We start from the raw sequence: 25,350 nt of genomic DNA, 5'->3' as shown, positions 1-25,350 counted from the left end.
GCGCCGATGGTACTTGGACCGAAGGGTCCTGGGAGAGTAGGACGTTGCCAAGCACGCAAGACCACTGTTGAGTAATCGACAGTGGTCTTTTTGTTATATTATTGAAGAATTCATTAGGGTTTATTTTGAGATACTACATTAGAGATAGGTGTAAGCATTGGTGATGGGTATGGTGGATTGTATAATTTCACCACTAAATGTCCACTCTGTGCGGACAATAGTCCAATAATTCGCTTACGCGGGAGTCGTTTTTTGAATACCTACTCTGATGATGTAATGTTCTTGACAGTCCAAATGCCCTTTGCTAAGATGGCAATAATATATTTTTGGATAAGCATCTCAAACCTAAATTGAAGATATGAACTTGTTCAACTTCCAGATGTACAGAGTTGTCTGTCGTGAATGGACTTAAAGTCGAAGGTTCTTCTTTTATAAAGTTTGTAGGCGGGTATAATTTAAAAACAACCGAGGAGGAATGACCCAGGTGTGGAAAGATAAGTTTGGTAAAGAAGGTCTGACTTTTGATGATGTGCTGCTGGTTCCGCGTAAATCTGAGGTACTGCCGAAGGAAGTAGATTTGACTACAGTTCTAAGTAAGAATGTGAAGTTGAACATCCCGCTTATGAGTGCAGGTATGGACACAGTCACAGAAGCGGCTATGGCCATTGCTATTGCTCGTGAGGGTGGTATCGGGATTATTCACAAGAATATGCCTGTAGAGCAGCAAGCGGAAGAAGTGGATCGTGTAAAACGTTCCGAGAGCGGAGTTATTACTAACCCATTCTCTCTTTCTGCAGAACATCTGGTATCCGATGCTGAACTGCTGATGGGTAAATATCGTATTTCCGGAGTACCGATTGTAGACAATGACAACAAACTGGTCGGTATTCTGACTAATAGAGATTTACGTTTTATTCATGACTTTAATATTCCAATCAAAGAAGTTATGACACATGAGAATCTTGTGACTGCTGCTGTAGGAACGACACTTCAAGAAGCAGAAGGCATCTTACAACGTCATAAAATTGAGAAATTGCCGCTGGTGGACGAGAATAACGTTCTTAAGGGCCTAATCACAATTAAAGATATCGAGAAGGCGATTCAGTTCCCTAACGGAGCGAAAGATGCACAGGGTCGCTTACTGGTTGGAGCAGCTGTTGGTATCTCTAAAGATACATTTGAGCGTACTGCAGCGTTAGTGAAATCAGGTGTGGATTTGATCGTCGTCGATTCTGCACATGGGCACCACATTAATATTATTGAAGCGGTTCGCCAAATTCGTGAGTTATATCCTGATCTTACAATTGTTGCTGGTAACGTGGCTACAGGTGAAGCAACCCGTGAACTTATTGAAGCTGGAGCTTCTGTAGTTAAAGTAGGTATTGGACCTGGATCTATCTGTACAACACGAGTTATCGCTGGTATCGGTGTTCCGCAGGTTACAGCCATTTATGATTGTGCAACGGTTGCTCGTGAGTACGGAGTTCCTATCATCGCTGACGGTGGAATCAAGTACTCCGGTGAAATCACGAAGGCTATTGCCGCTGGTGCTCATGCAGTAATGATGGGAAGTATGTTTGCGGGTACAGAAGAAAGCCCAGGAGAATCGGAGCTTTATCAAGGCCGTAAATTTAAAGTATATCGTGGTATGGGCAGTATGAGTGCCATGAAACAAGGTAGTAAGGATCGTTATTTCCAGGATGACGATAAGAAGCTTGTTCCTGAAGGAATTGAGGGTCGTATCGCTTTTAAAGGGCCTCTTTCGGATACCGTTCATCAATTGATTGGCGGACTGCGTTCGGGTATGGGCTACTGTGGGACCAAGTCACTCGAAGAACTTCGGAATGACACTTCTTTCATTCGCATCACAAGTGCCGGACTTCGCGAAAGCCATCCACATGATGTGCAAATTACGAAAGAAGCGCCAAACTATTCCGTGTAATGGACTAGAAAGACTATTTTTTGGACAGACAGGACTATTTCGTCCTGTCTGTCTTTTTTTGCGTGTACCCCTGTGTTAGAATAGAACAAGCTATTGATATGAGGTTTAAAGGAGAGTAGTAATCATTGAAGCACAAACAGAAATTTAACGGTAAGCAATTTATGATTAAGACAGTCACAGTAGGTCTACTTTTAAATATGTTAGTTTCCACTCCGCTTCCGGCATTCGCTGAGGAAGGTACGACTACGACAATACAGGCTGGTACTGCAACTAAGACAACTCAGAAAGCAGTAAAGATCCCTTCTGTGGAATCACTGGGTCTAAATTTGAAATCAGCGGTTCTAATAGAACCAACAACAGGTGAAATTCTTCTATCTATGAATGCAGATGAGGCTTTGCCTCCAGCTAGTATGACTAAGATGATGACAGAGTATCTTGTAGCAGAAGCGGTGAAGACTGGACAGCTTTCATGGGATCAAAAAGTCATAGTAGGGGAAAATGCGTCTAAACAGGTTGGATCACGTATTTTTCTAGCGGAAAATGACGAGCATACGGTTGAAGAGCTGTACATAGCAATGGCTGTCGGATCTGCAAATGATGCTACAGTAGCTTTGGCAGAACTAGTTTCCGGATCAGAATTGGAATTCGTAGAGCTAATGAATCAGACTGCCCAGAAGATGGGGATGAAAACTGCCTATTTTGTTAATTCTACTGGATTAGACAAAGCTGACATGCCTAAGAAGTACCGCTCAACTGATAAGAAAGAAAACGTAATGTCAGCGATGGATGCTGCTATTCTTGCCAAATATATCGTTACTGATCATCCTGATTTTAATAGATTTACAACGGTTCAGTCGTATAAGTTCCGTGAACGTGATACCGCACCAATGATTAACTTTAACTGGATGTTGGAAGCTAACAAGAGTATCCAGAATTTTAAGGCTTATGCTTATGAGGGATTGGATGGTTTGAAAACAGGCCATACCGCTAGAGCAAAATATTGTTTTGCAGGTACAGCTGTTCGTGATGGCATGCGTCTGATAAGTGTAGTAATGGGGGCTAATACAGAGCCACACCGTTTTACAGAGACGAAGAAAGTACTTGATTTCGGATTTAATAATTTTGAAATCAAACAGGTCGTGGCCCCTAAAGCAGTGATAGCCGGCAACGAAACCGTGCCAGTTCTTAAAGGGAAAAATAAAAAGGTGTCTGTAGTTACGGATGAAGCTGTTTCGTTTATCGTCCCTAAGGGAACAACCTCCCCTCAAATTAAAACAACTGTTGAAATAAATGATCCAGCAACCTTAGTTGCTCCTATAGAACAATCTGCTAAAGTGGGTAAGGTTACTTATTCCTACCAAGTTGAAGGCATGTCTGATGTTCAGCAGAAGACAGTTAATCTGATTACTGCTGAAGAAGCGGAGAAAGCCGGTTGGTTCAGTTTATTCCTTAGAGCCATTGGAGATTTCTTCGGCGATTTATTTACAGGGATCAAGAACTTGTTCTAATGAATTTAGCATTGAAAATTGCGTTAAATCCGAGTAAGTGGATTGTATATTTCCCTTCATTGGGGTAAAATTACAAGTTAGATTAAGATAGATCATTCGGGGGGCTAGGACATGGAAACTGGAACATCGCGAGTTAAAAGAGGCATGGCAGAAATGCAAAAAGGCGGCGTCATTATGGACGTCATGAATGCAGAACAAGCAAAAATTGCTGAGGCTGCGGGTGCAGTAGCTGTTATGGCATTGGAACGCGTGCCTTCTGATATTCGCGCAGCTGGCGGTGTAGCACGGATGGCCGATCCTACAATTGTAGAAGAAGTTATCAAAGTGGTAAGTATCCCTGTTATGGCTAAGGCTCGTATTGGCCATTACGTAGAAGCAAAGGTTCTGGAATCCTTGGGTGTCGACTATTTGGATGAGAGTGAAGTTCTTACTCCTGCTGATGAAGTCTTCCATATTAATAAACGTGAGTTCACTGTTCCGTTCGTATGTGGAGCTAAAGACTTGGGTGAAGCCTTGAGACGTATTAACGAAGGTGCATCCATGATCCGTACGAAAGGTGAACCAGGAACAGGAAATATTGTTGAAGCAGTGCGTCATATGCGCTTTATCAATAGTCAAATCCGCAAAGTAACTAATTTGTCCAAGGATGAGCTATATAATGAAGCTAAGAACCTGGGAGTTCCTTACGAGCTACTGCTTGAAGTGCATGAGCTTGGTAAGCTGCCGGTTGTTAACTTTGCTGCTGGCGGTGTAGCAACTCCTGCCGATGCTGCCCTGATGATGCATCTAGGTGCGGATGGTGTGTTTGTAGGCTCAGGTATTTTTAAATCGGACAACCCTGAGAAATTTGCCCGTGCGATCGTTGAAGCCACTACACACTATACTGATTACAAACTGATTGCAGAAGTATCTAAGAACCTTGGCGCACCAATGAAGGGGATTGATATTGCAACTCTAACCCCGGCTGAACGTATGTCGGAGCGTGGCCGTTAATAGAGAGAAGGTTGCCGGATGAAAATAGGAGTGCTGGCGCTTCAAGGCGCAGTTACGGAGCATATTGTTAGTATAGAGAAGACCGGAGCAGTGGGCGTACCTATCAAGCGAGTAGAGCAGCTTGAGGAGGTTGATGGCCTAATTATTCCTGGTGGTGAGAGTACAACGATCGGTAAACTGATGCGAAAATATGGTTTCATCGAAGCGATACGTGATTTCTCCAATCAGGGTAAGCCGATTTTTGGAACATGCGCGGGTATGATTATTCTGGCCAAACAAATTGCCGGCGGCGAACCAGGGCATTTGGAGCTAATGGATATTAAGGTGGCTCGGAATGCATTCGGTCGTCAACGGGAAAGCTTTGAATGTGATCTGGAGGTTAAAGGAATTGATGAGCCGGTTCGTGCTGTTTTTATACGTGCACCGCTTATCAACGAGGTAGGCCCGGATGTAGATGTGCTTACAGTCTATAATGATGAGATTGTAACTGCACGGGAGGGTAACCTGCTGGTGTCTTCTTTTCATCCAGAATTGACCGATGATTTCAGACTGCATCAATATTTTGCTGATATGGTAGAGGCTACTAGGCAAGTGCAACAACAGAATCGCATATAAGAACATTCTGACTCTTTCAAAGCTGTAAGCAGCAATTTGAAAGAGTTTAGGCTGTTTTCAGGAGGGAAACTTTGTGTTAGACGTAAAAGTATTACGCAGTGATTACGCTCGAGTTGAACAAGCCTTAGAGAAACGGGGTAAATCACTGGATTTAATTGCTGATTTTCCACAACTTGATCTACGCAGACGTGAATTACTGCAAGAAACAGAAGGTCTTAAGAACCGTCGTAATACGGTATCTGGTGAAGTAGCGAAGAAGAAAAAGAATGGTGAGCCAGCAGATGACCTAATTGCAGAAATGCGTACGGTATCTGACCGAATTAAAGAGCTTGATGACGAAGTGCGTGAATTGGAAGTTCAGATTGCTGAACTTACTATGAGTATTCCGAATATTCCTCATGATTCAGTTCCAGTTGGTAAATCCGAGGATGATAACGTAGAATTGCGTCGCTGGTCGGAGCCAAAGGAATTCGGATTTACTCCGAAATCACATTGGGAGCTTGCGCAGCAGCTCGATATTATTGATTTTGAAGCTGCAGCGAAGGTTACGGGATCTCGGTTTGTTTTTTATAAAGGACTGGGAGCACGCTTAGAGCGGGCGCTTATTAACTTTATGATGGATCTGCACAGTGGTGAGCATAACTATGAAGAAATGCTGCCGCCATACATTGTGAATAAAGACAGCTTGTACGGAACGGGGCAACTTCCTAAGTTTGAGGAAGATCTGTTTAAGTTACGTGATACTGAATACTATTTGATTCCTACAGCGGAAGTACCTGTAACCAACTACTATCGCGAAGAGATTTTGACAGCAGCAGATCTACCTAAGTATCATGTAGCTTACAGCTCTTGTTTCCGTTCTGAGGCGGGTTCAGCTGGCCGTGATACTCGCGGTCTGATCCGTCAGCATCAATTCAACAAGGTAGAGCTGGTGAAGCTTACTACTCCTGAATCCTCTTATGAGGAGTTAGAAAAAATGACAGCAGATGCTGAGCGTGTGCTGCAGCTTCTTGGATTGCCTTATCGCGTACTTGGGCTATGTACAGCTGATATGGGCTTTACATCGGCTAAGACGTACGATTTGGAAGTATGGCTGCCTGAGAGTGGAATGTACCGTGAGATCTCTTCTTGCTCGAATACGGAGGACTTCCAAGCGCGTCGGGCAAATATTCGTTTCCGTAAAGATCCGAAATCCAAACCTGAATTTGTTCATACACTGAACGGATCTGCTTTGGCTGTTGGGCGTACTGTTGCAGCAATTCTTGAGAATTATCAGCAAGAGGATGGTAGTGTTCTGATTCCAGAATGTCTACAACCGTATATGCGCAATGTAAAATCGATCCAACCTAAAACTATTTAAGAAAATAGTTGCTTTTTCTTCGCACCATATGGTACAATTACTAATGCATGTGAAATTTATATGCATTTGGAGAGGTACCGAAGCGGTCATAACGGGGCGGTCTTGAAAACCGTTAGGGTGCAAGCCCACATGGGTTCGAATCCCATCCTCTCCGCCATTCCTTTATGAACTTTAAGAAATAAGCAGATAGAAACCGTCTCCTTTGGAGGCGGTTTTTTTGTTGTGCTTGAACTGGTACAGTTTTAGTTATTGTTTGATGAACCTAGTTCCATTGAGAATAAAAAGATTGATTTCTCCGCAATGTATTAGAGAAGGAGGATGATCATAATTATGGACAGACAATTGGAAGTAGATCAGCATAATCTTGTCTCGGCCTGGCAAGAACGCCTGCCTGCGTTAATGGAGGATGGGGACAGTTTCAATGTACTAGCGGATGATGGTGATCCGAATAGTCTGCTTATTCATTTTAATGCAGCGGGACGTCAAGGGTACTCACTTGATTTTCGTTGCAGGTATGTAGATAGCAGGGAGGTCGCTGTTGATCTGCTTGATGTGGAGCAGAGTGGAATTCATATTGATGAGCATAGTGATGCAGTACAGCTATTAGCACAGCAGTATTCACGACAAATTCACGAATGTGCTCAGGCTCTACAGAATATAACTAATCCTTAGGAGGAATGAACAATGTCAAAGCCAAAAAGTATTCCAGTTCCCGGGGCACAGCCCAACGATGGCCAGCGTAGAAAGGAGCATAATTCTTCTGCACCAGAACCACTTTCTGGCTCTAAAAAGGTGAAGCAGGCTAATCATGTAGACCATCATAATCCGCAAGGATAACAAATAAAAACAATAAGAATTATAAAGAAGTGTTTCTTGATTTTTACAAATAGTTTATGATAAGTGGGGGGAGATTTTTTTACATGGGAGAGGAGAAAAATAATGAACAAAAAATGGGGTTTATCGGCCGCGGCACTGTTGCTTACAGCAGCAGTAATTCTGCCGGGATGTGGAAGTAAACAGGAGGCACCAAAAGAGGCTTTGAAATCAGCCGCTACAAAAGCGACTACGATGTCTTCATATGAGATGAAGAGTAAATTCTCGATCAATGACCTAACCATTGAGACGGCTGATGCTGAATCTGCTGCAATGACCACACAGGTACTCAGCATGCTTAAGAACGCTGATATAACTATTGACGGTGTTTATCAGGCTGATCCAATGCAGACAGAGCTAACTATGGTTCTGAATCTCAAGGGCGATATGAGCATGAGCTTCAATGTCCCTATGGTGATGACCACTGAGAAGTTGTATGTTAAGATTCCATCGATTCCGTTCTTCCCGATTCCGGAGACAATCGTAAATAAGTTTGTAGAGGTGGATCTGAAGGCGTTGGCAGAGCAAGAGGGTGCTGAGTTTAATCCAAGTGCTCTTGATACACAGAAAATGCAAAAGTTCTCTAATGAAGTGATGGACACTGTATTAGCGGAATATGATGAAGGAAAATATTTTAATGAGCTTAGTCCAAAGGAAGCAAATTTACCGGAGGGTGTTGAAGCTAAACAGGTCGTTCAGTTCCAAGTGACGAACGATAATGTTAAAGAAGCAATCACCATCTTTGTGAATAATGCCCTGCCTAAAATCATTGATATTGTGAGCAAGGAAGAATACAAGGATATGCTGCAAATTAATGATGCTGATCTGGCTAAGGCTAAAGAAGAGATCACATCAAGTGAAACTAGAACTGAATTCGATAAGAGTTTGGCGGATCTTGATAAGTATCTTACGATTAATCAGTTCCACTACAATACAGCAATCAATAAAGACGGGTTCCCTGTGTTTCAGGATTTACTGATGGACATTAAAGTAAATGATCCTGAAGATGGCACGAACGTAGCCTTTTCTGTAAATGGAACGGGTCAATATGACAAGATTAACGAGAAGCCAGAGTTTAAGATTGGCATTCCTCAAGGTGATGATGTAATTACAATGGATCAACTAGAGGAGCAATTCGGTAGCGTGGGGACTTATTAATAAGAAGTTACGAGAGAAAGACCCGCATGTTGCGTATGATATACGCCCATGCGGGTCTTTTTTTATTAGAAGAATAAGATTTTTAATCCTGAACGAGTCAGTAGAAAGTTATTTGTGTTCATCCGGCAGCATATCTTCGGCTAATATTGCATAGGTTTGATGATCCTGCCACTGGCCGTTTATTTTGAGATACCGGCGGGCGATACCTTCAGGTTTAAATCCGCTCTTCTCCAGCACCCTCCGAGAAGCCTCGTTATGCAATAAGATGGCTGCTTGAACCCTATGAAGACCTAAGGCTCGAAAAGCGTAGCCGAGAACTAATCCGACCGCAGCGGTCATGTAACCTTTTGCCTGCATCCGATGATCCATTAAATAGCCTAAATCAGCATACTGAGCTACACCTCTTGAGACATTAGATAGCGTGATTTGACCTATTAGTTGTCCATCAAGCAGATAGACACCGAACATATAGGCTTTGTCCTCCAGAGCATCCTCCAGACGCTGATTGATGATCCGTTGTTGGCTCTCCAAAGTGTAGAATTGCTCATCGCGTTTTGGTTCAAATGGTTCATGTGTTAATCGATTATTCAAACGCAGCTCCAGTAAGTTCTCTGTATCCTTTAGCTCTAGAGGAGAAATATAGATACCATGTGAGGTATGATATAAAGTAAGGGTCATTTCAGATCTCTCCTTTTTCTTCTTTCGATGGTTTTTGACGTAAACGACGAAAGAATGAGGTCAGTAGGTCTGCACATTCTTCTTGTAAAATCCCCTGAATCACTTCGGTGCGATGGTTAAAACGCGGTTCTTCAAGCAAATTCATGAGGGTCCCAGCACATCCAGCCTTAGGATCAGGAGTGCCATATACAGTGAGGGGTACTCTTGATTGTACAATCGCTCCCGCACACATAGGACAAGGCTCTAAAGTAACATACAGCTGGCAATCCAGCAGTCGCCATGAGTTCATGACATTGCTGGCCTCACGAATGGCAACCATTTCTGCATGAGCTGTAGAATCCATTGTAGTTTCTCTTAAATTGTATCCACGTCCGATAATTTCACCATGCCGTACGATGACCGCCCCAATGGGAACCTCCCCTAATGCTTCAGCCTTGCGGGCTTCTGCTATCGCCTGCCTCATCCAGTGTTCATGAACCGCTCGCATATCATCTAGCGGTTCACCTGCTTTAATATTCAAGATCATCTTCCCTTCCTTTATATCCATTGTACAACGAACAAATATTCGTTCTTAACAAAATGTGCATAACTCTGTGGATAACCGCCTACTTATGCACATTTTTGTACACATCGTTTTATAATAAAATGTTTATATGTGCATAAGCTGTGGATGGTTTCTTGAAATATAAGAAAGTATAAGTTTCACGCTATACTTTGTCCTTATATTTCGCGCTTAAACGCTTCCCGTCTGTATAAGGACGCCGAAGGCATTTATACTTGTATATTGTAGAGAAAGACCTTTTGAATTTCAATATTCTTGAATTGGAACGCTACATTGAAATGTCTTTTCAAATGTGAGGGCAAAAGGTATGATGTTTATTGTAGGCCCCGCAAGGATTTACCAGTGGATAAGAGGTGAACAAACAGTTTGTCCATAAAGACAAAACTATCTGCTATTATTTTTGGGGCGGTGTTGCTAATTTTAGCACTGAACCTGACATTTAACCTTTATGCCGCCCAAAATAATCTACGGAATGAAAGCATTAATAATATGCAACTAACCGCTATGCAAATGGCCGTTTCTGTAGAACAAAGTAACTATAGCTCTAACTATGTAGAATATCAAATTGCGCATAATTTAAGGATGGCGGCTATCTTTGCCTCCGAAGAGCTGGACCCCGACTATAGGAATGTGACGAATGAAGAACTTAAGGCCCTAACTTCCAAGGTGGGCGTGTCTAATATTTCAATTCTGGTAAAGACTGATAACGATATTGTAATAGCGAGGTCTTCGGTGCCTAGTGATATTGGGGTGTCCACAAAGGACTGGGGGTACTGGTATCTGGCCTTTTTGGAGTTGTTCGATAATCAGGAGGTATCCGTGGGTCAGGGGCAGGCCATGGACCATTTTTGGTCAGGCCCTTTTGATTATTCAACCTACAATCTCGATTTCATTGAAAAGTGGGGATATTACCATGATGAAGAGAGCAACTACATCATAAATCCTGTTATTCTCAATACTGCAGCCAGCGACTATGTCAAGATTACCAATCCCGATCAAATCGCAGCGCAGACTAAAGAAGCTAATCCAGGGATCTTAGAACTCACAGGATTTAACCCGGTAACATTTGGTTCAGCAAGTATGAAGGCTGACGGAACTGACACATTGAATAAGAATCTTGGTAACCGTCCCATTAAGTACGGCACCTATACTTATGGTAATGTGGAGCAGGATAGAACAGCGATGCTATTGGCTCAGGAGAAGCAGAAGCCGGTTACACTGGAGACGAAAGTGCTTGGAAAAAGAGTGCTCAAAAGCTTCATTCCTATCCAATCTCCTGGACTGAAAGCTTATGTGATTGGAGTCGTTTTGGATTACTCCGTGATTTCATCTGTGGTTCATGAACAATTAATTAATAATCTGACAACCTCACTGTTATTACTTACATTATTCTTGTTATGTAGTTACATACTGTCTGGATTTGTTACTCGTCCTATTCAGGCGATACTTGCCAAAGTCAACGATGTAGCCAAAGGGAAATTCGAGCCTCCACTTAAGGTAACTAGCCGGGATGAGTTAGGGCAACTGGCACTACGAATCAACGCTATGACGGCTCATCTCATGCAGCGCACTAATCGACTCAAACAGACACTGGAAGAGAACCGAGCAGTTAAGGAGCATTTGGAATCGGTTATTAATGGAACCTCTGATGCGATACATACGATCGATATGGACGGCCGAATTACTAGTACGAACAGAGCCTTCGAAGAGCTGTATGGATGGAGTGCCAAAGAGGTGCTAGGGAATAAGCCTTACCTTGTGCCTGCGACAGCGCTTAAGCAGGAGGAAGAGCGGCTTGATGCGTTAAAGAGTGGTGCGGTTCTACCACCAATTGAAACCGTAAGACTTAAACGTGATGGAACAATTGTTGAAGTGAGTGTTAGTACCTCAGTGATTCGTGATGAAGACGGGTATCCGCATTCCTTTATTCACGTCTCACGTGATATGACAGAACGTAACCGAATGGAGGAACTGCTTAGACGCTCTGAGAAGCTGACTACAGTTGGCCAATTAGCCGCGGGAGTAGCTCATGAGATTCGTAATCCTCTTACGACGCTAAAAGGATTTCTGCAGCTTCAACAAGAAAAGCAGATTTTGGTTCCCCTCCATATTGAACTGATGTTGTCCGAGCTCGAGCGGATTAATCTGATCGTAAGTGAATTTTTGATTTTGGCTAAGCCTCAAGCTGTTCATTTCCAGGAAAAAGATGTGCGGGATATCCTTGGTGATGTGGTTTCTCTATTAGACAGTCAAGCTCATTTGTTTGGGATTCAGTTTAGTGCGACATTCTCTGAATATCCATCCACCGTACATTGTGAAGTGAACCAGCTAAAGCAGGTGTTTATTAACATCGTCAAAAATGCTATTGAAGCTATGCCTGATGGTGGTGTAATTTCAATGGAGTTAAGAAATACCTTGGATTCTGTCTTCATTCTTATTTCAGATCAAGGCGAAGGAATTCCTAAGGATATGCTGCCTAAGCTGGGCGAGCCCTTCTTCACCAATAAGGAGTCGGGAACAGGCTTAGGGCTAATGATTAGCCAACGTATTATTCAGGCTCATAAGGGTCATTTGGAAATACAAAGTGAAGTGGGTCAAGGGACAACTGTTATGATTAAGCTGCCTGCAGCTGGTACGGATACCCCTTGGCTTAATATTAAGGATGAACGGAGTGAAGGACAACGTGAGAATTAATAAATTCATCAGTGAGACAGGGTACTGTTCACGCCGTGAAGCAGATAAGCTGGTGGAAGGTGGTAGAGTTACGATCAACGGACAACCTGCTGTGCTTGGCAGTCAGGCCGTTCCAGGCGATGATGTGAGAATAGATGGTGTTGCGCTTGAATCATCAAGCCAGACGGTTTACATTGCGTTAAACAAGCCAGTGGGTATCACTTCAACTACAGAGCAGCATATTAAGGGGAATATTGTTGATTTTGTAGGTCATCATGAGCGAATCTTCCCGATTGGGCGACTCGATAAGGATTCAGAAGGATTGATTTTGCTTACCAACGATGGGGACATCGTTAACAAGATTTTAAGGTCCGAAGGTCGGCATGAAAAAGAGTATGTTGTTACTGTAGACAGACCGATCACGCCATCATTTATTACCGGCATGTCCAGCGGCGTAAAGATATTAGGTGAGAAGACGCTACCTTGTGAGGTCACTCGTATTACAGAGCGTGTATTCCGTATTATTTTGACGGAGGGTAAGAATCGTCAGATCCGCCGTATGTGCAGCGCTTTTGGCTACGAGGTTAGAAAGCTTCAACGCATTCGGATTATGAATATTCGTCTAGGGGCATTACAAACAGGAGAATGGCGTGAGCTGTCTGCTGAAGAGAAGCAAGAACTTGGAGCTACACTGAACTACGAACTTCTATAACCTAGAAGAGTCTTTATTTGAATACAATGTATCAAAAAAGAGCTGTTCCATCGGTCTAAGACCTTGGGACAGCTCTTTATGCTTGTAATAGGATAACCATTATTCATCGGAAGGAGCAATACCTGAGAACTCTTTGGTTTCTTGATATTTACGAATAATGGATACTTCAACCCGGCGGTTCTTACTTCGTCCAACAGCTGTAGTATTTTCAGAAATGGGGTGGTATTCCCCGTATCCAATCGCACTAAATTTCCGTGGATTCAGGTTCGTATTTGTTAGCAAAATCTTCATGAACTGAAGGGCGCGATCGGCGCTCAGGTCCCAGTTGGAAGAATAGTCGCTATTAGAGATAGGGATGTTATCGGTATGTCCTTGCACGACTACATCATAATCCGGGAATTGCTGCAGCATAGTTGAGATGGACTTTGCTAATTGCCGAGAATCATCTTTAACTACTGCCTGTCCGGATGCGAACAACGCGTTATCACTTATCGTAATCATAAGTTGGGATTGATTGAGCTTAGTACTGAGTAGATCGGTAAGGCCGTTCTTACTGATATATTGATCAAACTGCTTCTTAAGCTTCTCTAAATCCTCTTGCTCCTTTTGCCGCAGCTTAGCCATTTCTGTTTGTTCATTTTTCTTGGTTACTGATTTATCCATTTGATCATTTTTTCCTAAATCCTCTTGACTCTTAGATGGCATTGCCGCCCGTTCTTCAAGAACACCTGTACCGCCATTAAGAGCGGAACTGAAGGCTTGACTCATCTCTTCGAATTTTTTGGCATCCGTTGCACTCATAGAATACATTACGATGAACAAGGCTACCAGAAGGGTCATAAGATCAGAATAAGGCAGTAGCCACGATTCATCGGCGTGTTCTTCATGCTCTTCGTGTCGTCTAGTCTTTTTGCTCACCCGATCCACTCTCCTTCTCATCATTTAACTTAGCTCGTTCCGAAGGTGTCAGGAAGACAGCAAGCTTCTGATTGATGGCAATAGTGGATACACCGGATTGTATGGACAAAAGACCTTCGACCATCATCATTCGAACTTCAATTTCACGTTTGGAAAGTCGTTTCAGCTTATTGGCAATAGGATGCCATAATACGTAACCTGTAAAGATACCGAGTAGTGTTGCGATGAAGGCAGCCCCGATTGCTGCAGCCAATTTGTTCATATCACTCATATCAGCCAGAGCGGCGATAAGTCCGATAACGGCCCCGAGTACGCCAAGTGTAGGAGCATACATACCTGCTTGTGAGAAAATGAGTGCGCCTGCTTTATGTCTATCCTCTGTGGCGTGGATGTCCTCCATGAGAACATCGCGGACAAAATCCTGATCATTTCCATCAATAATCATCCGCATGCCATTTCTGAGGAAGTTATCTTCTATTTCATCGACTTTCGACTCAAGAGCCAGCAGACCTTCACGCCGTGTAATAGAAGCCCACTCCATGAACATAGTAATTAATTCGGGTTTACTGATTAATTTCTTTTTGACAAAAATCATTTTAAACAGACTTGGAATCTTCTTGACCTCCGAGAACGGAAAGGCCATAAAGATGGAAGCTGCCGTACCCACTAAGATAATAACGTAAGCAGCAGGTGTGGCTAAAGCGTGAAGAGGAGCGTGCTTGAGGATCATACCCCAAATAACTGCAACTAGACCAAAAATTAAACCAAGTATTGTTGAAATTTCCATTATGCACCTCGTCCATGAGATTATAAGATGTGTTCCGACAAAGCCGCGTATATCATCCTTGAAACAGCGGCAAGGCACTCTGTTCGAAACCGAATAACGTATATTCTTATTTATCGACATCATTCCGTTTTTTGTGAAGTCATTTTTTCGGCTATAATGGATAAGGTAAGTAATTATTCATCTGTGGAGAAAACGGAGTGATACATGTGGGCGTAAAGCATGGTAGAGATTACGGTGAAATCCTAACGGATTTGACTGAGGCTGTCGGAAGAATTTCCGATGGGTACTTATTTTTTGAAATGGATCCAGAAGAGTGGCAAGAATTGCCGCAGGAATCCAAGATGGAGGTATGGGAGGCACTGGCTGAGGATCTTTTCTTCGCGCTGGGTAATGAACCTATGATTGAGGTGGGGAGCGGCGTTATCATCTACGATAAGGACACGCACCGCATTAATATTTTAGTCGGAGAAGAGGATTTAGCCTCTGTTGTTTTGATTTAAGAAGAGGGGGCGGCGGGGCGTAATTTGCCCGTAGTTAGTAGCCCGTGTTAAAATTGGTGTAGCCGAGTTATAATCGCTGGGATTCTTGAATACATTTAATCGAAAATATTGCCTTTATCCTGGCACATCCCTTGGACCTCAGAAGCTAAGGGATGTTTTGTTTAACGAATATGACGAGTAAAGGGACCTGCGGATTTTACTGCAATTTTTAGTAAGGGAGGAAACGAATTGTTATTTACGGAAGAAGAACTGCGTGAGCAGATCAGCAAGCTGGAAGGTTGGAAGCTGGAAGAGAATACCATGGTGCGAAAATATATGTTCAGCCAATATATGAAGGGTATTGCTTTCGTTGATGAAGTAGCCACCATTTCAGAAGCCTTTGATCACCATCCACATATTACGATTGATTATAAGACAGTGACTTTACGACTGAAATCAAATGAGGAAGACGGTATTACAGCTCTAGATATTCGAGAGGCACATGAATTTAATGAAGCCTTTGAGAAAAATCGTTAGTGTCACCCAAACTCATAAATAAACGCCCGTGCGCAGATAGTGAACTATCTTCCGGCACGGGCGTTTTTAGTTGCTTAGGTAGTAGTTACTGTTACTTTTTCTCTGAGAGCCAGAGGGCGACGTTTGCAATCTCCTCAGGGGCTAGCTTTTCTTTAAAGGAAGGCATTTGACCGCGTCCTTTAGTGACGATACTGTAGATTTCTTCAGCATCATGCTGACCGCCTTCATTTTGAAGACTGGGTCCAACTCCACCTTGAAGCTGATCGCCGTGACAGGTGATACAGCTGGCTTTCACGGTTGCTTCGGCCTTTGCCGCATCCAATTGGACTTCCGGCATCGTCGGCTTATTCTGTTCAGCTACCTCTTCTTTACCTGGAAGTGTAAACATAAGTACTACCGCAAAGGCACAGGCGGCAAAAAACAAACCGCTCATGATCCATTTCTGCATCCCAGTTCGTCCCTTCTATGTAAGCTGCTCCCTACATTATAGCTCAAGGTGAAGCGTTATCATAGGGTTTGTGACAAAAAAATGAACGATAATGCCATCAAATCATTGAAAAATATGGAATTTAATATTATTTATCATAGACCATGCAATAAAAAGGTTTGTTTCCTGTGGGGGTTAGGCGTTCATACGTATCGGTAATCGTAAATCCACACTTTTGGTAAGTTCGGATCGCCCGCTGGTTCCAGGTCAAAACCTCTAGATCAATCTCACGCTCAGGATAACGAAGCAAGGCTGCTTGCACGATTGCATCCATGAATATTTTTCCTAGACCTTGACCGCATAGATCAGGGCGCATACCAATCCCCAAGCGAACAACACCTTCCATTGGAAACAACTGCGCGAATCCACACAAAATCCCTTGCCCATTTAGTATGGAGACATATTGCTCATTCCGTAGCTGAGGGTCACCGAACTCGATTCCAAGAGCCTGCATTTGCTCCCACGGCATCCAGCCGTAAATATTATAAGGGGCAGTGTAATCCCAGTTGCAAATCTCTTCCGCGTGACTGGTCTCCATAGGCGCTACATGAAAAGTAACAGAGGGATTTATCATAAGGTCAAGGACCTCCTTTCACGGGGGGACTTTAAATGTCTTATATTTCTAGCTTTAAATACTTATGGTCCTTATAAGGACATCGAAGGCGTTTATGCTTGTAACTAATTATATACAAAAAGAGGCATGGTCGACTCAGAAATTTATGAGGATTATTGTTTTACAAATTCTGAGAGGGGTAAATACTAAATAAGACAAAAAACAAGCTCCTCCCCAAGAATCAACATCTTGGAAAAGAGCCTATGTACGATTTACTTATTGAACATCATCATTATCTTCTGTCTCAGAAGCAACAGAATGATAAGCATCTGTGCTCATAATTCGTTTAGCACCGATGTAGCGTTTCACGTAGTAGCTATCACTCAGGGAGCTAATCGTTACACCGCGGGAGGAAGATGCGTGTGCAAACTTGCCTTCACCGACATAAATACCGACATGGGAGACACCCTTACCACTTGTATTGAAGAATACAAGATCTCCAGATCTTAAATCATCTTGGGAGATAGCAGTACCCATTTGATACTGGGAACCTGATTGGTGTGGTAGGTTTATACCAATTTTATCAAATACATACATTGTAAATCCGGAGCAATCAAATCCATTTGTGGAGATGCCGCCGGATACGTACTTAGTTCCGATGGTCTTGTCGATCACTTTATCCATTTTGGAATCCGCGAAAGCGCTTCCTGCTCCGATGGTGAAAATAATGGAAAAGCTAAGTACTGCTGCTGCTAGCTTCTTCTTCAAAAGTTTATACCCCTTCCGGATGCCTACGAGGTTAGCTTAAGGGTTCGGTTGAAGGTCCCCTATGACCCCTCTAAAAATGGAGGTCAATTCACCCAAAGTTGGTTCCCCCGTTTTCCTAATAGTTAGGAAACTCGGCTGATACTGTTGATTAGGAATAGCTTGTAATCAATACATGACAAAACCTTTGTAAATAACAACTTAATGATTACAAAAATGTTACTAAAATCTTACTGCAGTTATTGTAACAAACAGAGTGCCGCTTGGCAATCGTTTTTAACATAATCATGCAGAAAAATTCGTTTTTTTAAAGACAAAATGTATATGTAAGCGATAATATTAAACTAATTTTTATATTTATTGAAATTTTTATCAAATAAAAGTGTTTAAAGTCCGTTCAAGAGGTGTAAAGAATATAATAAGGCAAAAGAAAACCTGGATTCGATTAAGTCAATAATCAAACCCAGGTCTATATAATGTAATTGTGAGGTTATAGTTGTGGGGAAGTATTAATCGTAGGCTATAGCTTGATATGAGGAAGTACTCATTACTCTTTTAGCACCAACGTAGCGATTGGCCCAGTAGGATTGGCTAAGTGAAGTGATGGTCACGCCATATGAAGATGATGATTGTGCGAATTTTCCGTTTCCAACATAAATGCCGACATGGGATACGCCGTTGCCCAATGTGTTAAAGAAAACTAGGTCACCTGAACGTAATTTACTTTTAGCTACAGGAGTTCCGACATTATATTGAGCTTTTGAAGTACGGGGCAAAGAAAGACCCACCTTCTTGAATACATACGTAGTAAATCCAGAACAGTCAAACCCGGCAGTGCTAGTGCCTCCGGTTTTATAGGCAACTCCAATTGTCTTTGAAATAACACTGTCCATCTTAGAATCTGCAAAGGCACTTCCTCCACCAATAGAGAACGCCATCACAAGTCCTAGCGCCGCAGCGACGCATGCTTTTCTTAAATTCTTCAAAAAAATTGTACCCCTTCCAATGCCTGTGAGGTTAGCTTAAGGATTCGGTAGAAGGTTCCCCTATGATCACTGCAAAGCGAGATCAATTCACCCAAAATATGGTTCCCCCACTTCCCGGTGCAAGGAATTCGGCGTTTTATGCACCAGATAGTGAATTATCGACATGACTACGACAAATACATGAAGTTATGTAGAAATCGTTTCAAATGATTACAAACTTGTTACCAATGGAACAGGACTTATTGTAACAAAGTCTTTACGATTTTGCAAATCCTCATAATTTGTCTATAACGCGAAAGAGTCCCAGCTCCTGATTTAGGAACCGGGACTCTTATATTATGTTCTGTAAAGCTTCAAATTATTGTGGAAATGCTTTACTGTGCCATAGATGATATTGAGCTGAAATTCCCCACATTTTGAAGAGTGTTGAGGGCAGTGATGAAAGTTGACGAATAAGAAGTGCTGGTAGGCCAGGACAGAAGATACCCGTTATTCCGCACACTAGCAAAAGGATCAGGCCTGCTGCACCAAGTATGGTTGAAATTCCTATTGCCGGAATCAGCGACTTCAAGCAAATGAATAAGGAGGAGAACATCCCCGTGCCGCTGGTATACCCAAACTGCATATATAGAAGGAACAGGCGCACGATAAAGATGTATATAAGCCATGCCAATACGTATGGAACTAGATGAAGTAACAAAGAGTAGTTCAGAAAGGAGGACAAGAATAGCCCGTACATTTTTGGAGCAAGCCAGTATAACGGAAGTAGAGCCAGCGCCCATTCGATTAGACTGAAGATAAACACTGGAAATCCATAAAGCTTCATACCTGGAAAAAAGAACAGGCCACGCTCTCCTTTTCGCTCCTGATGGAGTTCATGCAGTAATCCTGCCCTTATGAAGGGGGAGAGTAGCAGTCGTAAGACAACAAGCCCTAGGAACATCCATAACCAAGTACGTATCGCAGGATCTGTGTTCAAGTTGAACTGCCCTTCGACATAATAGAGTAGTCTGCCCATTCCGCTGCCTCCAGCGTCTTTATCTGGATAACGCAGTAGAATTGGAACGATAGCAGACCGGATGAAGCCGTACATAAAGTAGCCCCAGAGCAGTCGGTAGATGAAGAGCAGAATCAGAATATAAAATTGCTCCTTCATGCTTTGCCAGCCGCGGGTTATCGATGTTCTCACAATCATTCACCTCACCAGACAAGAGTTCCGAGCACGGTTTCAACTAGTTTAGTTACACTTAATGTCCAGCGGGAGAGCGTTTTCGGCTCTATTTCCGCCAGTCTGAAGTTATTAAGATGCTTGTTTTCTAACAGAATGGTATGCTCAGGATCAACCTCAGCAGAGAGAAGAAGCTTATCGCTTAACAATTGGAATGTAGTCTCTGCTCCTTCACCGCTCCAGACCCGCTCTGTAGCAGAGCCATCGGCGAATGTGAATTTAATGGGAACGTCAACGTAATGGCTCCCTTTGTTTGTAATCTTTACTATGGATTCATAGCTCTGAGCATCGCTGTTGCCATTCTTTTTAATCGTAATCGTATCTACTGAGAAATCAGGAGCACCACCACCATAAATATAATCTTCGAAATAAGGCTGCCATGATTTTTTGGTTACCTTCTCAACGACTTTTTGAAAATCAGACGTAGTGGGGTGCTGGAAACGGAATTTACGTGCGTAAGTGGACATGATGCTGTTCATTGCCTTAGTGCCTACTTGGCGCTCAATATCCTTAAGTACTAGCTTTCCGCGAATATACACATTCCGGCTATAGGATTCTGCCCCGGCATATTTCCATGTTTCTAAATTTAGCGGCTCTGATTTGGTCACCAAGCTGGACTGAAGAGGGAGATTCGTTTTGATGCCATATTCTTGCTCCATGAGTCTGTCTTCAGCATAAGAAGTGAAGCTTTCATCTAGCCAAGCCTCTTCGAATTCATTGCTGGCTACCATGCCGTAAAAGTATTGATGGCCAATTTCATGAACGACGGTTCTTTCAAGTGAGGTGTCAGGAGAAGAGTCTGTGGCTCCAAATGCTGTAATGAGTGTTGGATACTCCATTCCTCCAGCCCCATTCCCCTCCTTAGGCGGAACGATAATAGACAGAGTCGAGTAGGGATAAGGACCATACCATTTGCTGAAGTAGGTCAGAGCTGCCTTAGCGGCCTGAAGGTATCGTTCCTTTAAGTCTTTGTGTAATGGATCGAGATACACCTTAATCCGTACACCAGGCACTTCTGGCGTAGAGAAGGCTTCTTCGGCTACTGTAAAATCAGGGGATGCCGCCCACGCAAAGTCATGGACATCGTCAGCGTAGAACTGATATATTTTTTGATCTTGCTTTAGCTTGGCATTCTTCACAGGAAATCCGGTCGCAGCTACCGTGTAATCGGAAGGAACCGCAATCGTTACATTAAAGATGCCAAAATCGCTGTAAAACTCAGAGGTGCCGTGATACTGATGCAAATCCCAGCCTTCCTCCTTAACCCCACGTGTGCCCATAGGCTCGTATACACTAAGTTTAGGGAACCATTGCCCAGCCATCACGAAATTGCCTGATGCGCCCATACGGGCAAATATTTTGGGGAGCTGGACCTCGTACTGGAGTTTAAGCGTGACACTTTCTCCACCATTAACCGGCTGTGGGAGATGCACCTTTAGGAGTGTCTTATCGTTGACGTTACCATCATCGGGTTGTACAAATTGCACTCTTTGCATTAGTGATGTTCCTTCTGTTGTGCGCAAATCGGTTAAAGTCATACTTCCGAAGCCGTTCTCTGGCATGGTGTCACCTCTGAGCGTTCCCCCGGACTCCTTCATAAAGGTAGTATCTGGTGAAGCAAAAGCATTTGGATACATATGAAAATATAGATCACTTACCGGTTTTACACCGGGGTGTGTCCAGGTTACCGTCTCAGAAGCGATTAAGGTTTCTGTATCAGGAACAAGCTGAACATCGATGTGATACTCGACAACTCGTTGACTTAATGCCTCTTCTGCTGGAACGGGGGCGCTTTCAGGCAGTGTCTGTTGTGGTGCAGCTGCAGGAGCTGTGCCGCTTGAGGACTTGGCCTCTTTTGAAACAAAGCTAGTAACAGAAGATGTGGAGTTATCCCCCGAATAGACCCATATGCCTCCTAATAGCACGAGGGTGGCCAGGGTCGCAAAGATGATGATGTACCTTAATGACAGTGACTTCATAGTGTGATTCCTCCCGTGACAAGCATCTACGGGATGTATATGTTTGCAATCGCCGCATTATTAGCTAAAATTAAATTATTCGTAAGAGGAAGGGTGTGCACTCGTGGACAACATACAACCGGAGGGCAAGAAACAGATTGCCTTAAATATTGTGAATGCCAAAAGTAAACATAAAGGCTTTGGAGCGGGCTCTATAGAGCTCAATAACGTATCGCCTGTCATTATTGATGGCGGTGAAGCAGTCATTGATATTGGTGCCATGCATGCCAAGAGTAAGGTTGAAAAGGGGATTAAATTCTCCATGAACCGTGAAGATGTACCTAATGGTAGACAGGTTTGGGTAGTATGGGTAGCAGTGGACCGTACACAGGATAGTCAATTCTATGGTGGAATAACGGCCTGCGAAATGTGGATCGATACGGAAGCACGTCGCGGTTGGAAAATTCTCGCCGAGCATGTCAATAAGTTGGATGCTGCTCTAAAACGTAAAATCGATGTGGGAGGGCTTGGCGCAGTTGAAAAAGCTGCCCTCAAATCCCTCTTGATCTCTCATAATGAGGCATGGTGGACTGCGTCCTCCGATGAGCTTAAGGCTGCACTGACCGAGTAGGAACGAATTATCCGGTCAAGGTTACCTGATACAGAAAAAAGGCTTCGACATCCTGAAATAGGAGAGTCGAAGCCTTTTTGAATTGAACACAATGAATTAGTTTACGATTTGCCTGCCGTACTAAGTTTGCGTTTGAGTTGACTTACTCTGGCTTGACTGATCCCAAGAATTTCAGCAAGCTCTTTCTGATTGGCATATGGATGTTCTTCTATGGCCCGCTCCAGGCGTTGGCACATATCCTCTGTCTTCGTCTTCCGGATCGTGCTGCTGTGTTCTGACACTTCGCCTGCAAAATCTTGGCGCGCCTCAGGCACTTGAGACATGCGTTCAGGGTCGGCAATTTCTTTTAGACAGCTACTGCAAATAAATTGCTCTTTATAGTAGGTGACATGGTCGTGGCTTCTGCAAAACGTACATTCTGTCGAGGTGTACTTCCTGAGTATGATGGTGTTATCGTTTAATATAAAAAATTCGATAGGATCACCAATGTCGATATTACGAGTCATACGGATTTCTGCGGGAACCACAATTCTCCCAAGACTGTCTAAACTCCGGATCATGCCTGTATCCTTCATCCCATGTCCCTCATTTACATCTTTATATTTTGGTTGCTACTAACTATTATAGCAGTAATTGTGAGTTAAGAGAATGGGGTGAATATAATTAATGAAGCGGTTACATCCTTTGTGGGAGAAGTGAAAATCGAGTTTGGCCATCTTATGGATTCTACAATAAATAAGTAATAAAAAAGAAAAACCTCTTCAATTAATGAAGAGGTTAATTCAACCACCAGCGTTTAATATTGTTCCACAGGGAACGACTTTCTTCAGCAGGATCTACTTTGCTTTGTACATCATCGACAGCGGGAACTTTGCCATGTTGATCACAGTATTCGGTGGGCTCAGTTCCACTAATGAAAGTCTCCAGTTCTTTTTCGGGACAGGCTGCTGTAGCTAGCTTACCGGATTGCGGATTGATGTATACACTGACTACGCCATCTGGAATGGGAAAAATCTTAGGCGGGATATTTTCCAACGCTTTTTCAGTAAACTCCGCGAAAATTGGAGCTGCCCGTCGGCCATCGGTAGTTGTGATGTCGCGCCCCTTGTCATATCCAACCCAAACTGCAGTGGACAGCTCGGGGGTGAAGCCTACCATCCAGCCGTCTGTATCCGTAGTTCCAGTCTTGCCGGCTACCGGACGTTTGATTATAGAAGCTACACGGTTTCCTGTCCCCCCAGTCTCAAATACTCCCTCCATTAAACGGGTCAACACATAGGCGGCAGAAGGCTCTACAATGGCTTCACCCTTTGGCTGTGGTGCTTCATACAGCACCATACCATTGGAATCCGTTATTTTTAGAATGGCTGTGGTTGGCATTTTCTGACCACTGTTTCCAATAACAGCGAATGCCGCAGCCATTTCTAGCGGACTGATCGGTGAGGTACCGAGTGCCAGTGACGGCACGCTTTGAAGCGGACTATCAATGCCCATCTTGCCTGCCATCTCGCTCACCTTATCTGCGCCGATCTTCATGATCGTATTCACAGCATAGATATTGTCGGATGCTGCAATGGCTTGTCGCATATTGATTTCGCCCAGATACTTATCCCCGAAGTTCCGAGGCTGGTAGGTTTTGCGATTGTTATCATAATGGAACATCGTTGGCTGGCTTTTGAAAACGGAAAGACTAGTCATCTCTTTAGAAGAGAGTGCTGCTAAATACATGATCGGCTTAAAGGACGAGCCAGGCTGACGTGTGGTGGCTAGAGCATGATTGTATTGGTTGGTACGATAATTTTTTCCGCCGACCATAGCTTTAATGTAGCCAGTGCGAGGATCGATGGAAACAAGGGCGGTCTCCAGATCACTCTTTTGATCCATCTCTTTGTCGACTGCTTGTTCTGCGGCATGCTGCATGTCAGGGTCCAGGGTGGTGTAAACATTTAGTCCCCCTTGTTCCAACTCATCACTGCTGATGTTAAGAGATTCTGTGGCCAGATTGCGAATATAATCTCTGAAATAGGGTGCAACCACAGTTGTATCCTTCTGGCCTTGTGGTTTTAAGTTCAAGTCCTCCTGAACAGCTTGTCCCGCTTCTTCTTGTGTGATTTCTCCTAAATTAGCCATGACAGTCAAAATGATTTTTTGTCGTTTTTTAGCGTTGTCTAAATGATTGTACGGCGAATAATAGGTTGGTCCTTTTGGAATCCCAGCTAGCATGGTACTCTCTGCCAAGTCTAAGTCTGCTGCAGATTTACCAAAATACATTTGAGAGGCTGCTTCAATGCCATAGGCACCATGGCCATAGTAGATGTTATTTAAATACATGTTCAAGATTTCATCTTTGCTGTATTTCATCTCGAGCTGCATCGTATACAAGGCTTCTTTAGCTTTACGCGTCCACGTCTTCTCGTGGGATAGATAAAGATTTCTCGCGAGCTGCTGAGTTAGCGTGCTAGCCCCCTGCGTTCGGTTTCCCTCTTCCAGATTGACGAGCACTGCCCGAGCCATCCCCTTCATGTCAAATCCGGAATGCTCGTAAAACTTACGGTCCTCGACGGCTAGTGTGGCTTCAATGAGCAGGGGAGAAATTTGACTTAATTTGACCGGTTCACGGCTACGCCCGTCTGAGGTAAAGGTGGCAAGAATATTGCCTCTGGAGTCGAGTAGCTTGGAGCGCACATCGTCGCCAATGGGAGGGAGATCTTTTTGGTATAGGTAACCGAGCAGAGCTCCCGTGGTCAGTAGAAACAATATAATCATGGCTACCAGCAGCCGGAATAAACGGCGGAAGCGGCTTTTTCGTTTGGGTGGACTCGTTGATTCACGTGACATGACACCAGACTCCCTTCTCCTTGTATTATGGGAAAGGAACTGGAAGGATATTCATTGTATAACTAGGTGATCTGTTAAAGGGACTATCACCGGAGGAGATTTAAACAGG

At 43.5% G+C, this 25,350-nt stretch carries 25 protein-coding genes, 1 tRNA gene and 2 riboswitches; of the genes, 14 read left to right on the top strand and 12 right to left on the bottom strand.

What is annotated here, in order from left to right; genetic code table 11:
* Nucleotides 1-484 precede the first annotated feature (484 nt).
* The 9 genes from guaB to ACQKMP_RS30390 all read left to right on the top strand — a co-directional run bounded on the left by guaB (nt 485) and on the right by ACQKMP_RS30390 (nt 8,449).
* Entirely contained in the window at nt 485-1,942 is a 1,458-nt protein-coding gene (gene guaB / locus ACQKMP_RS30430) for an IMP dehydrogenase (protein ID WP_042183912.1), read from the top strand.
* A 161-nt stretch (nt 1,943-2,103) separates the two neighbouring features.
* Nucleotides 2,104-3,450: a D-alanyl-D-alanine carboxypeptidase family protein gene (locus ACQKMP_RS30425; protein WP_379426162.1), complete on the top strand. Its 1,347-nt coding sequence runs from the start codon at nt 2,104-2,106 to the stop codon at nt 3,448-3,450.
* Between the two features lie 111 nt (nt 3,451-3,561).
* A complete protein-coding gene (pdxS, locus tag ACQKMP_RS30420) occupies nt 3,562-4,443 on the top strand; it encodes a pyridoxal 5'-phosphate synthase lyase subunit PdxS (RefSeq protein WP_042123186.1) in 882 nt (293 codons plus the stop codon).
* 18 nt (nt 4,444-4,461) lie between these two features.
* Nucleotides 4,462-5,058: a pyridoxal 5'-phosphate synthase glutaminase subunit PdxT gene (gene pdxT / locus ACQKMP_RS30415; protein WP_042183914.1), complete on the top strand. Its 597-nt coding sequence runs from the start codon at nt 4,462-4,464 to the stop codon at nt 5,056-5,058.
* 73 nt (nt 5,059-5,131) lie between these two features.
* Entirely contained in the window at nt 5,132-6,418 is a 1,287-nt protein-coding gene (gene serS, locus ACQKMP_RS30410; RefSeq protein WP_076301054.1) for a serine--tRNA ligase, read from the top strand.
* A 68-nt stretch (nt 6,419-6,486) separates the two neighbouring features.
* A tRNA-Ser gene (locus ACQKMP_RS30405) sits at nt 6,487-6,575 on the top strand.
* 173 nt (nt 6,576-6,748) lie between these two features.
* Nucleotides 6,749-7,090: a hypothetical protein gene (locus ACQKMP_RS30400; RefSeq protein ID WP_042183934.1), complete on the top strand. Its 342-nt coding sequence runs from the start codon at nt 6,749-6,751 to the stop codon at nt 7,088-7,090.
* A gap of 12 nt (nt 7,091-7,102) precedes the next feature.
* Complete coding sequence (locus tag ACQKMP_RS30395; RefSeq protein WP_042183936.1) at nt 7,103-7,255, top strand: small acid-soluble spore protein P; 153 nt, start codon at nt 7,103-7,105, stop codon at nt 7,253-7,255.
* Between the two features lie 102 nt (nt 7,256-7,357).
* Nucleotides 7,358-8,449 carry a hypothetical protein gene (locus tag ACQKMP_RS30390; RefSeq protein ID WP_042183938.1) on the top strand — a complete coding sequence of 364 codons (1,092 nt, stop codon included), beginning with the start codon at nt 7,358-7,360 and terminating at the stop codon, nt 8,447-8,449.
* A 108-nt stretch (nt 8,450-8,557) separates the two neighbouring features.
* Here ACQKMP_RS30390 and ACQKMP_RS30385 read toward each other — a convergent pair whose 3' ends face one another.
* Nucleotides 8,558-9,127 (bottom strand): GNAT family N-acetyltransferase, encoded by a 570-nt coding sequence (locus ACQKMP_RS30385; RefSeq protein WP_042183940.1) that lies wholly within the window; start codon nt 9,125-9,127, stop codon nt 8,558-8,560.
* A 1-nt stretch (nt 9,128) separates the two neighbouring features.
* On the bottom strand, nt 9,129-9,614 hold the full coding sequence (tadA, locus tag ACQKMP_RS30380; RefSeq protein WP_427472525.1) for a tRNA adenosine(34) deaminase TadA: 486 nt from the start codon (nt 9,612-9,614) through the stop codon (nt 9,129-9,131).
* A gap of 441 nt (nt 9,615-10,055) precedes the next feature.
* On the opposite strand from tadA, the gene ACQKMP_RS30375 reads away from it, so the two are divergent.
* Nucleotides 10,056-12,383, top strand: coding sequence for an ATP-binding protein (locus tag ACQKMP_RS30375; protein ID WP_427472518.1), 2,328 nt, complete (start codon nt 10,056-10,058; stop codon nt 12,381-12,383).
* Nucleotides 12,373-13,074, top strand: coding sequence for a 23S rRNA pseudouridine(2604) synthase RluF (gene rluF, locus ACQKMP_RS30370; protein ID WP_042183944.1), 702 nt, complete (start codon nt 12,373-12,375; stop codon nt 13,072-13,074). The genes ACQKMP_RS30375 and rluF overlap by 11 nt, the downstream gene beginning before the upstream one ends.
* Nucleotides 13,075-13,173: 99 nt before the next feature.
* Here rluF and motB read toward each other — a convergent pair whose 3' ends face one another.
* Both motB and motA read right to left on the bottom strand, forming a co-directional pair.
* On the bottom strand, nt 13,174-13,992 hold the full coding sequence (motB, locus tag ACQKMP_RS30365) for a flagellar motor protein MotB (RefSeq protein ID WP_042183946.1): 819 nt from the start codon (nt 13,990-13,992) through the stop codon (nt 13,174-13,176).
* On the bottom strand, nt 13,976-14,779 hold the full coding sequence (gene motA / locus ACQKMP_RS30360; RefSeq protein WP_042183948.1) for a flagellar motor stator protein MotA: 804 nt from the start codon (nt 14,777-14,779) through the stop codon (nt 13,976-13,978). Before motA ends, motB begins: the two co-directional genes overlap by 17 nt.
* A 206-nt stretch (nt 14,780-14,985) precedes the next feature.
* Here motA and ACQKMP_RS30355 point away from each other — a divergent pair, with 206 nt between their 5' ends.
* Both ACQKMP_RS30355 and ACQKMP_RS30350 read left to right on the top strand, forming a co-directional pair.
* The gene (locus ACQKMP_RS30355; RefSeq protein ID WP_042131745.1) at nt 14,986-15,279 is read left to right on the top strand and encodes a hypothetical protein; all 294 of its coding nucleotides are present in this window, start codon (nt 14,986-14,988) and stop codon (nt 15,277-15,279) included.
* Nucleotides 15,280-15,507: 228 nt separating this feature from the next.
* The gene (locus ACQKMP_RS30350; RefSeq protein ID WP_042123209.1) at nt 15,508-15,795 is read left to right on the top strand and encodes a 4a-hydroxytetrahydrobiopterin dehydratase; all 288 of its coding nucleotides are present in this window, start codon (nt 15,508-15,510) and stop codon (nt 15,793-15,795) included.
* A gap of 91 nt (nt 15,796-15,886) precedes the next feature.
* Here the strand turns inward: ACQKMP_RS30350 and ACQKMP_RS30345 are convergent, their stop codons facing one another.
* The 6 genes from ACQKMP_RS30345 to ACQKMP_RS30320 all read right to left on the bottom strand — a co-directional run bounded on the left by ACQKMP_RS30345 (nt 15,887) and on the right by ACQKMP_RS30320 (nt 21,793).
* The gene (locus ACQKMP_RS30345) at nt 15,887-16,243 is read right to left on the bottom strand and encodes a c-type cytochrome (protein WP_042183950.1); all 357 of its coding nucleotides are present in this window, start codon (nt 16,241-16,243) and stop codon (nt 15,887-15,889) included.
* Between the two features lie 127 nt (nt 16,244-16,370).
* A complete protein-coding gene (locus ACQKMP_RS30340) occupies nt 16,371-16,856 on the bottom strand; it encodes a GNAT family N-acetyltransferase (RefSeq protein ID WP_076286894.1) in 486 nt (161 codons plus the stop codon).
* Between the two features lie 255 nt (nt 16,857-17,111).
* Nucleotides 17,112-17,603 (bottom strand): C40 family peptidase, encoded by a 492-nt coding sequence (locus ACQKMP_RS30335; RefSeq protein WP_042183954.1) that lies wholly within the window; start codon nt 17,601-17,603, stop codon nt 17,112-17,114.
* Between the two features lie 5 nt (nt 17,604-17,608).
* Nucleotides 17,609-17,750, bottom strand: a riboswitch (cyclic di-AMP (ydaO/yuaA leader).
* Nucleotides 17,751-18,109: 359 nt separating this feature from the next.
* On the bottom strand, nt 18,110-18,538 hold the full coding sequence (locus ACQKMP_RS30330; RefSeq protein ID WP_042193080.1) for a C40 family peptidase: 429 nt from the start codon (nt 18,536-18,538) through the stop codon (nt 18,110-18,112).
* 53 nt (nt 18,539-18,591) lie between these two features.
* A riboswitch (cyclic di-AMP (ydaO/yuaA leader) is annotated at nt 18,592-18,730 on the bottom strand.
* Nucleotides 18,731-18,944: 214 nt separating this feature from the next.
* Nucleotides 18,945-19,775, bottom strand: coding sequence for a hypothetical protein (locus tag ACQKMP_RS30325; RefSeq protein WP_427472514.1), 831 nt, complete (start codon nt 19,773-19,775; stop codon nt 18,945-18,947).
* A gap of 11 nt (nt 19,776-19,786) precedes the next feature.
* Entirely contained in the window at nt 19,787-21,793 is a 2,007-nt protein-coding gene (locus tag ACQKMP_RS30320) for a M1 family metallopeptidase (RefSeq protein ID WP_427472512.1), read from the bottom strand.
* A 103-nt stretch (nt 21,794-21,896) separates the two neighbouring features.
* On the opposite strand from ACQKMP_RS30320, the gene ACQKMP_RS30315 reads away from it, so the two are divergent.
* Nucleotides 21,897-22,403 carry a YwhD family protein gene (locus tag ACQKMP_RS30315; RefSeq protein WP_042183958.1) on the top strand — a complete coding sequence of 169 codons (507 nt, stop codon included), beginning with the start codon at nt 21,897-21,899 and terminating at the stop codon, nt 22,401-22,403.
* 101 nt (nt 22,404-22,504) lie between these two features.
* Here the strand turns inward: ACQKMP_RS30315 and ACQKMP_RS30310 are convergent, their stop codons facing one another.
* Complete coding sequence (locus ACQKMP_RS30310) at nt 22,505-22,978, bottom strand: AbrB/MazE/SpoVT family DNA-binding domain-containing protein (protein ID WP_076286897.1); 474 nt, start codon at nt 22,976-22,978, stop codon at nt 22,505-22,507.
* A gap of 202 nt (nt 22,979-23,180) precedes the next feature.
* Nucleotides 23,181-25,241, bottom strand: coding sequence for a transglycosylase domain-containing protein (locus tag ACQKMP_RS30305; RefSeq protein WP_427472509.1), 2,061 nt, complete (start codon nt 25,239-25,241; stop codon nt 23,181-23,183).
* Nucleotides 25,242-25,350: the final 109 nt, after the last annotated feature.

Origin of the sequence: Paenibacillus sp. NPDC101420 (assembly GCF_050277435.1) — a bacterium.
Taxonomy (GTDB): Bacteria; Bacillota; Bacilli; order Paenibacillales; family Paenibacillaceae; genus Paenibacillus_AQ.
Note: the sequence above shows the minus strand (reverse complement) of the source record. Positions and strands in the feature narration are given on the sequence as shown.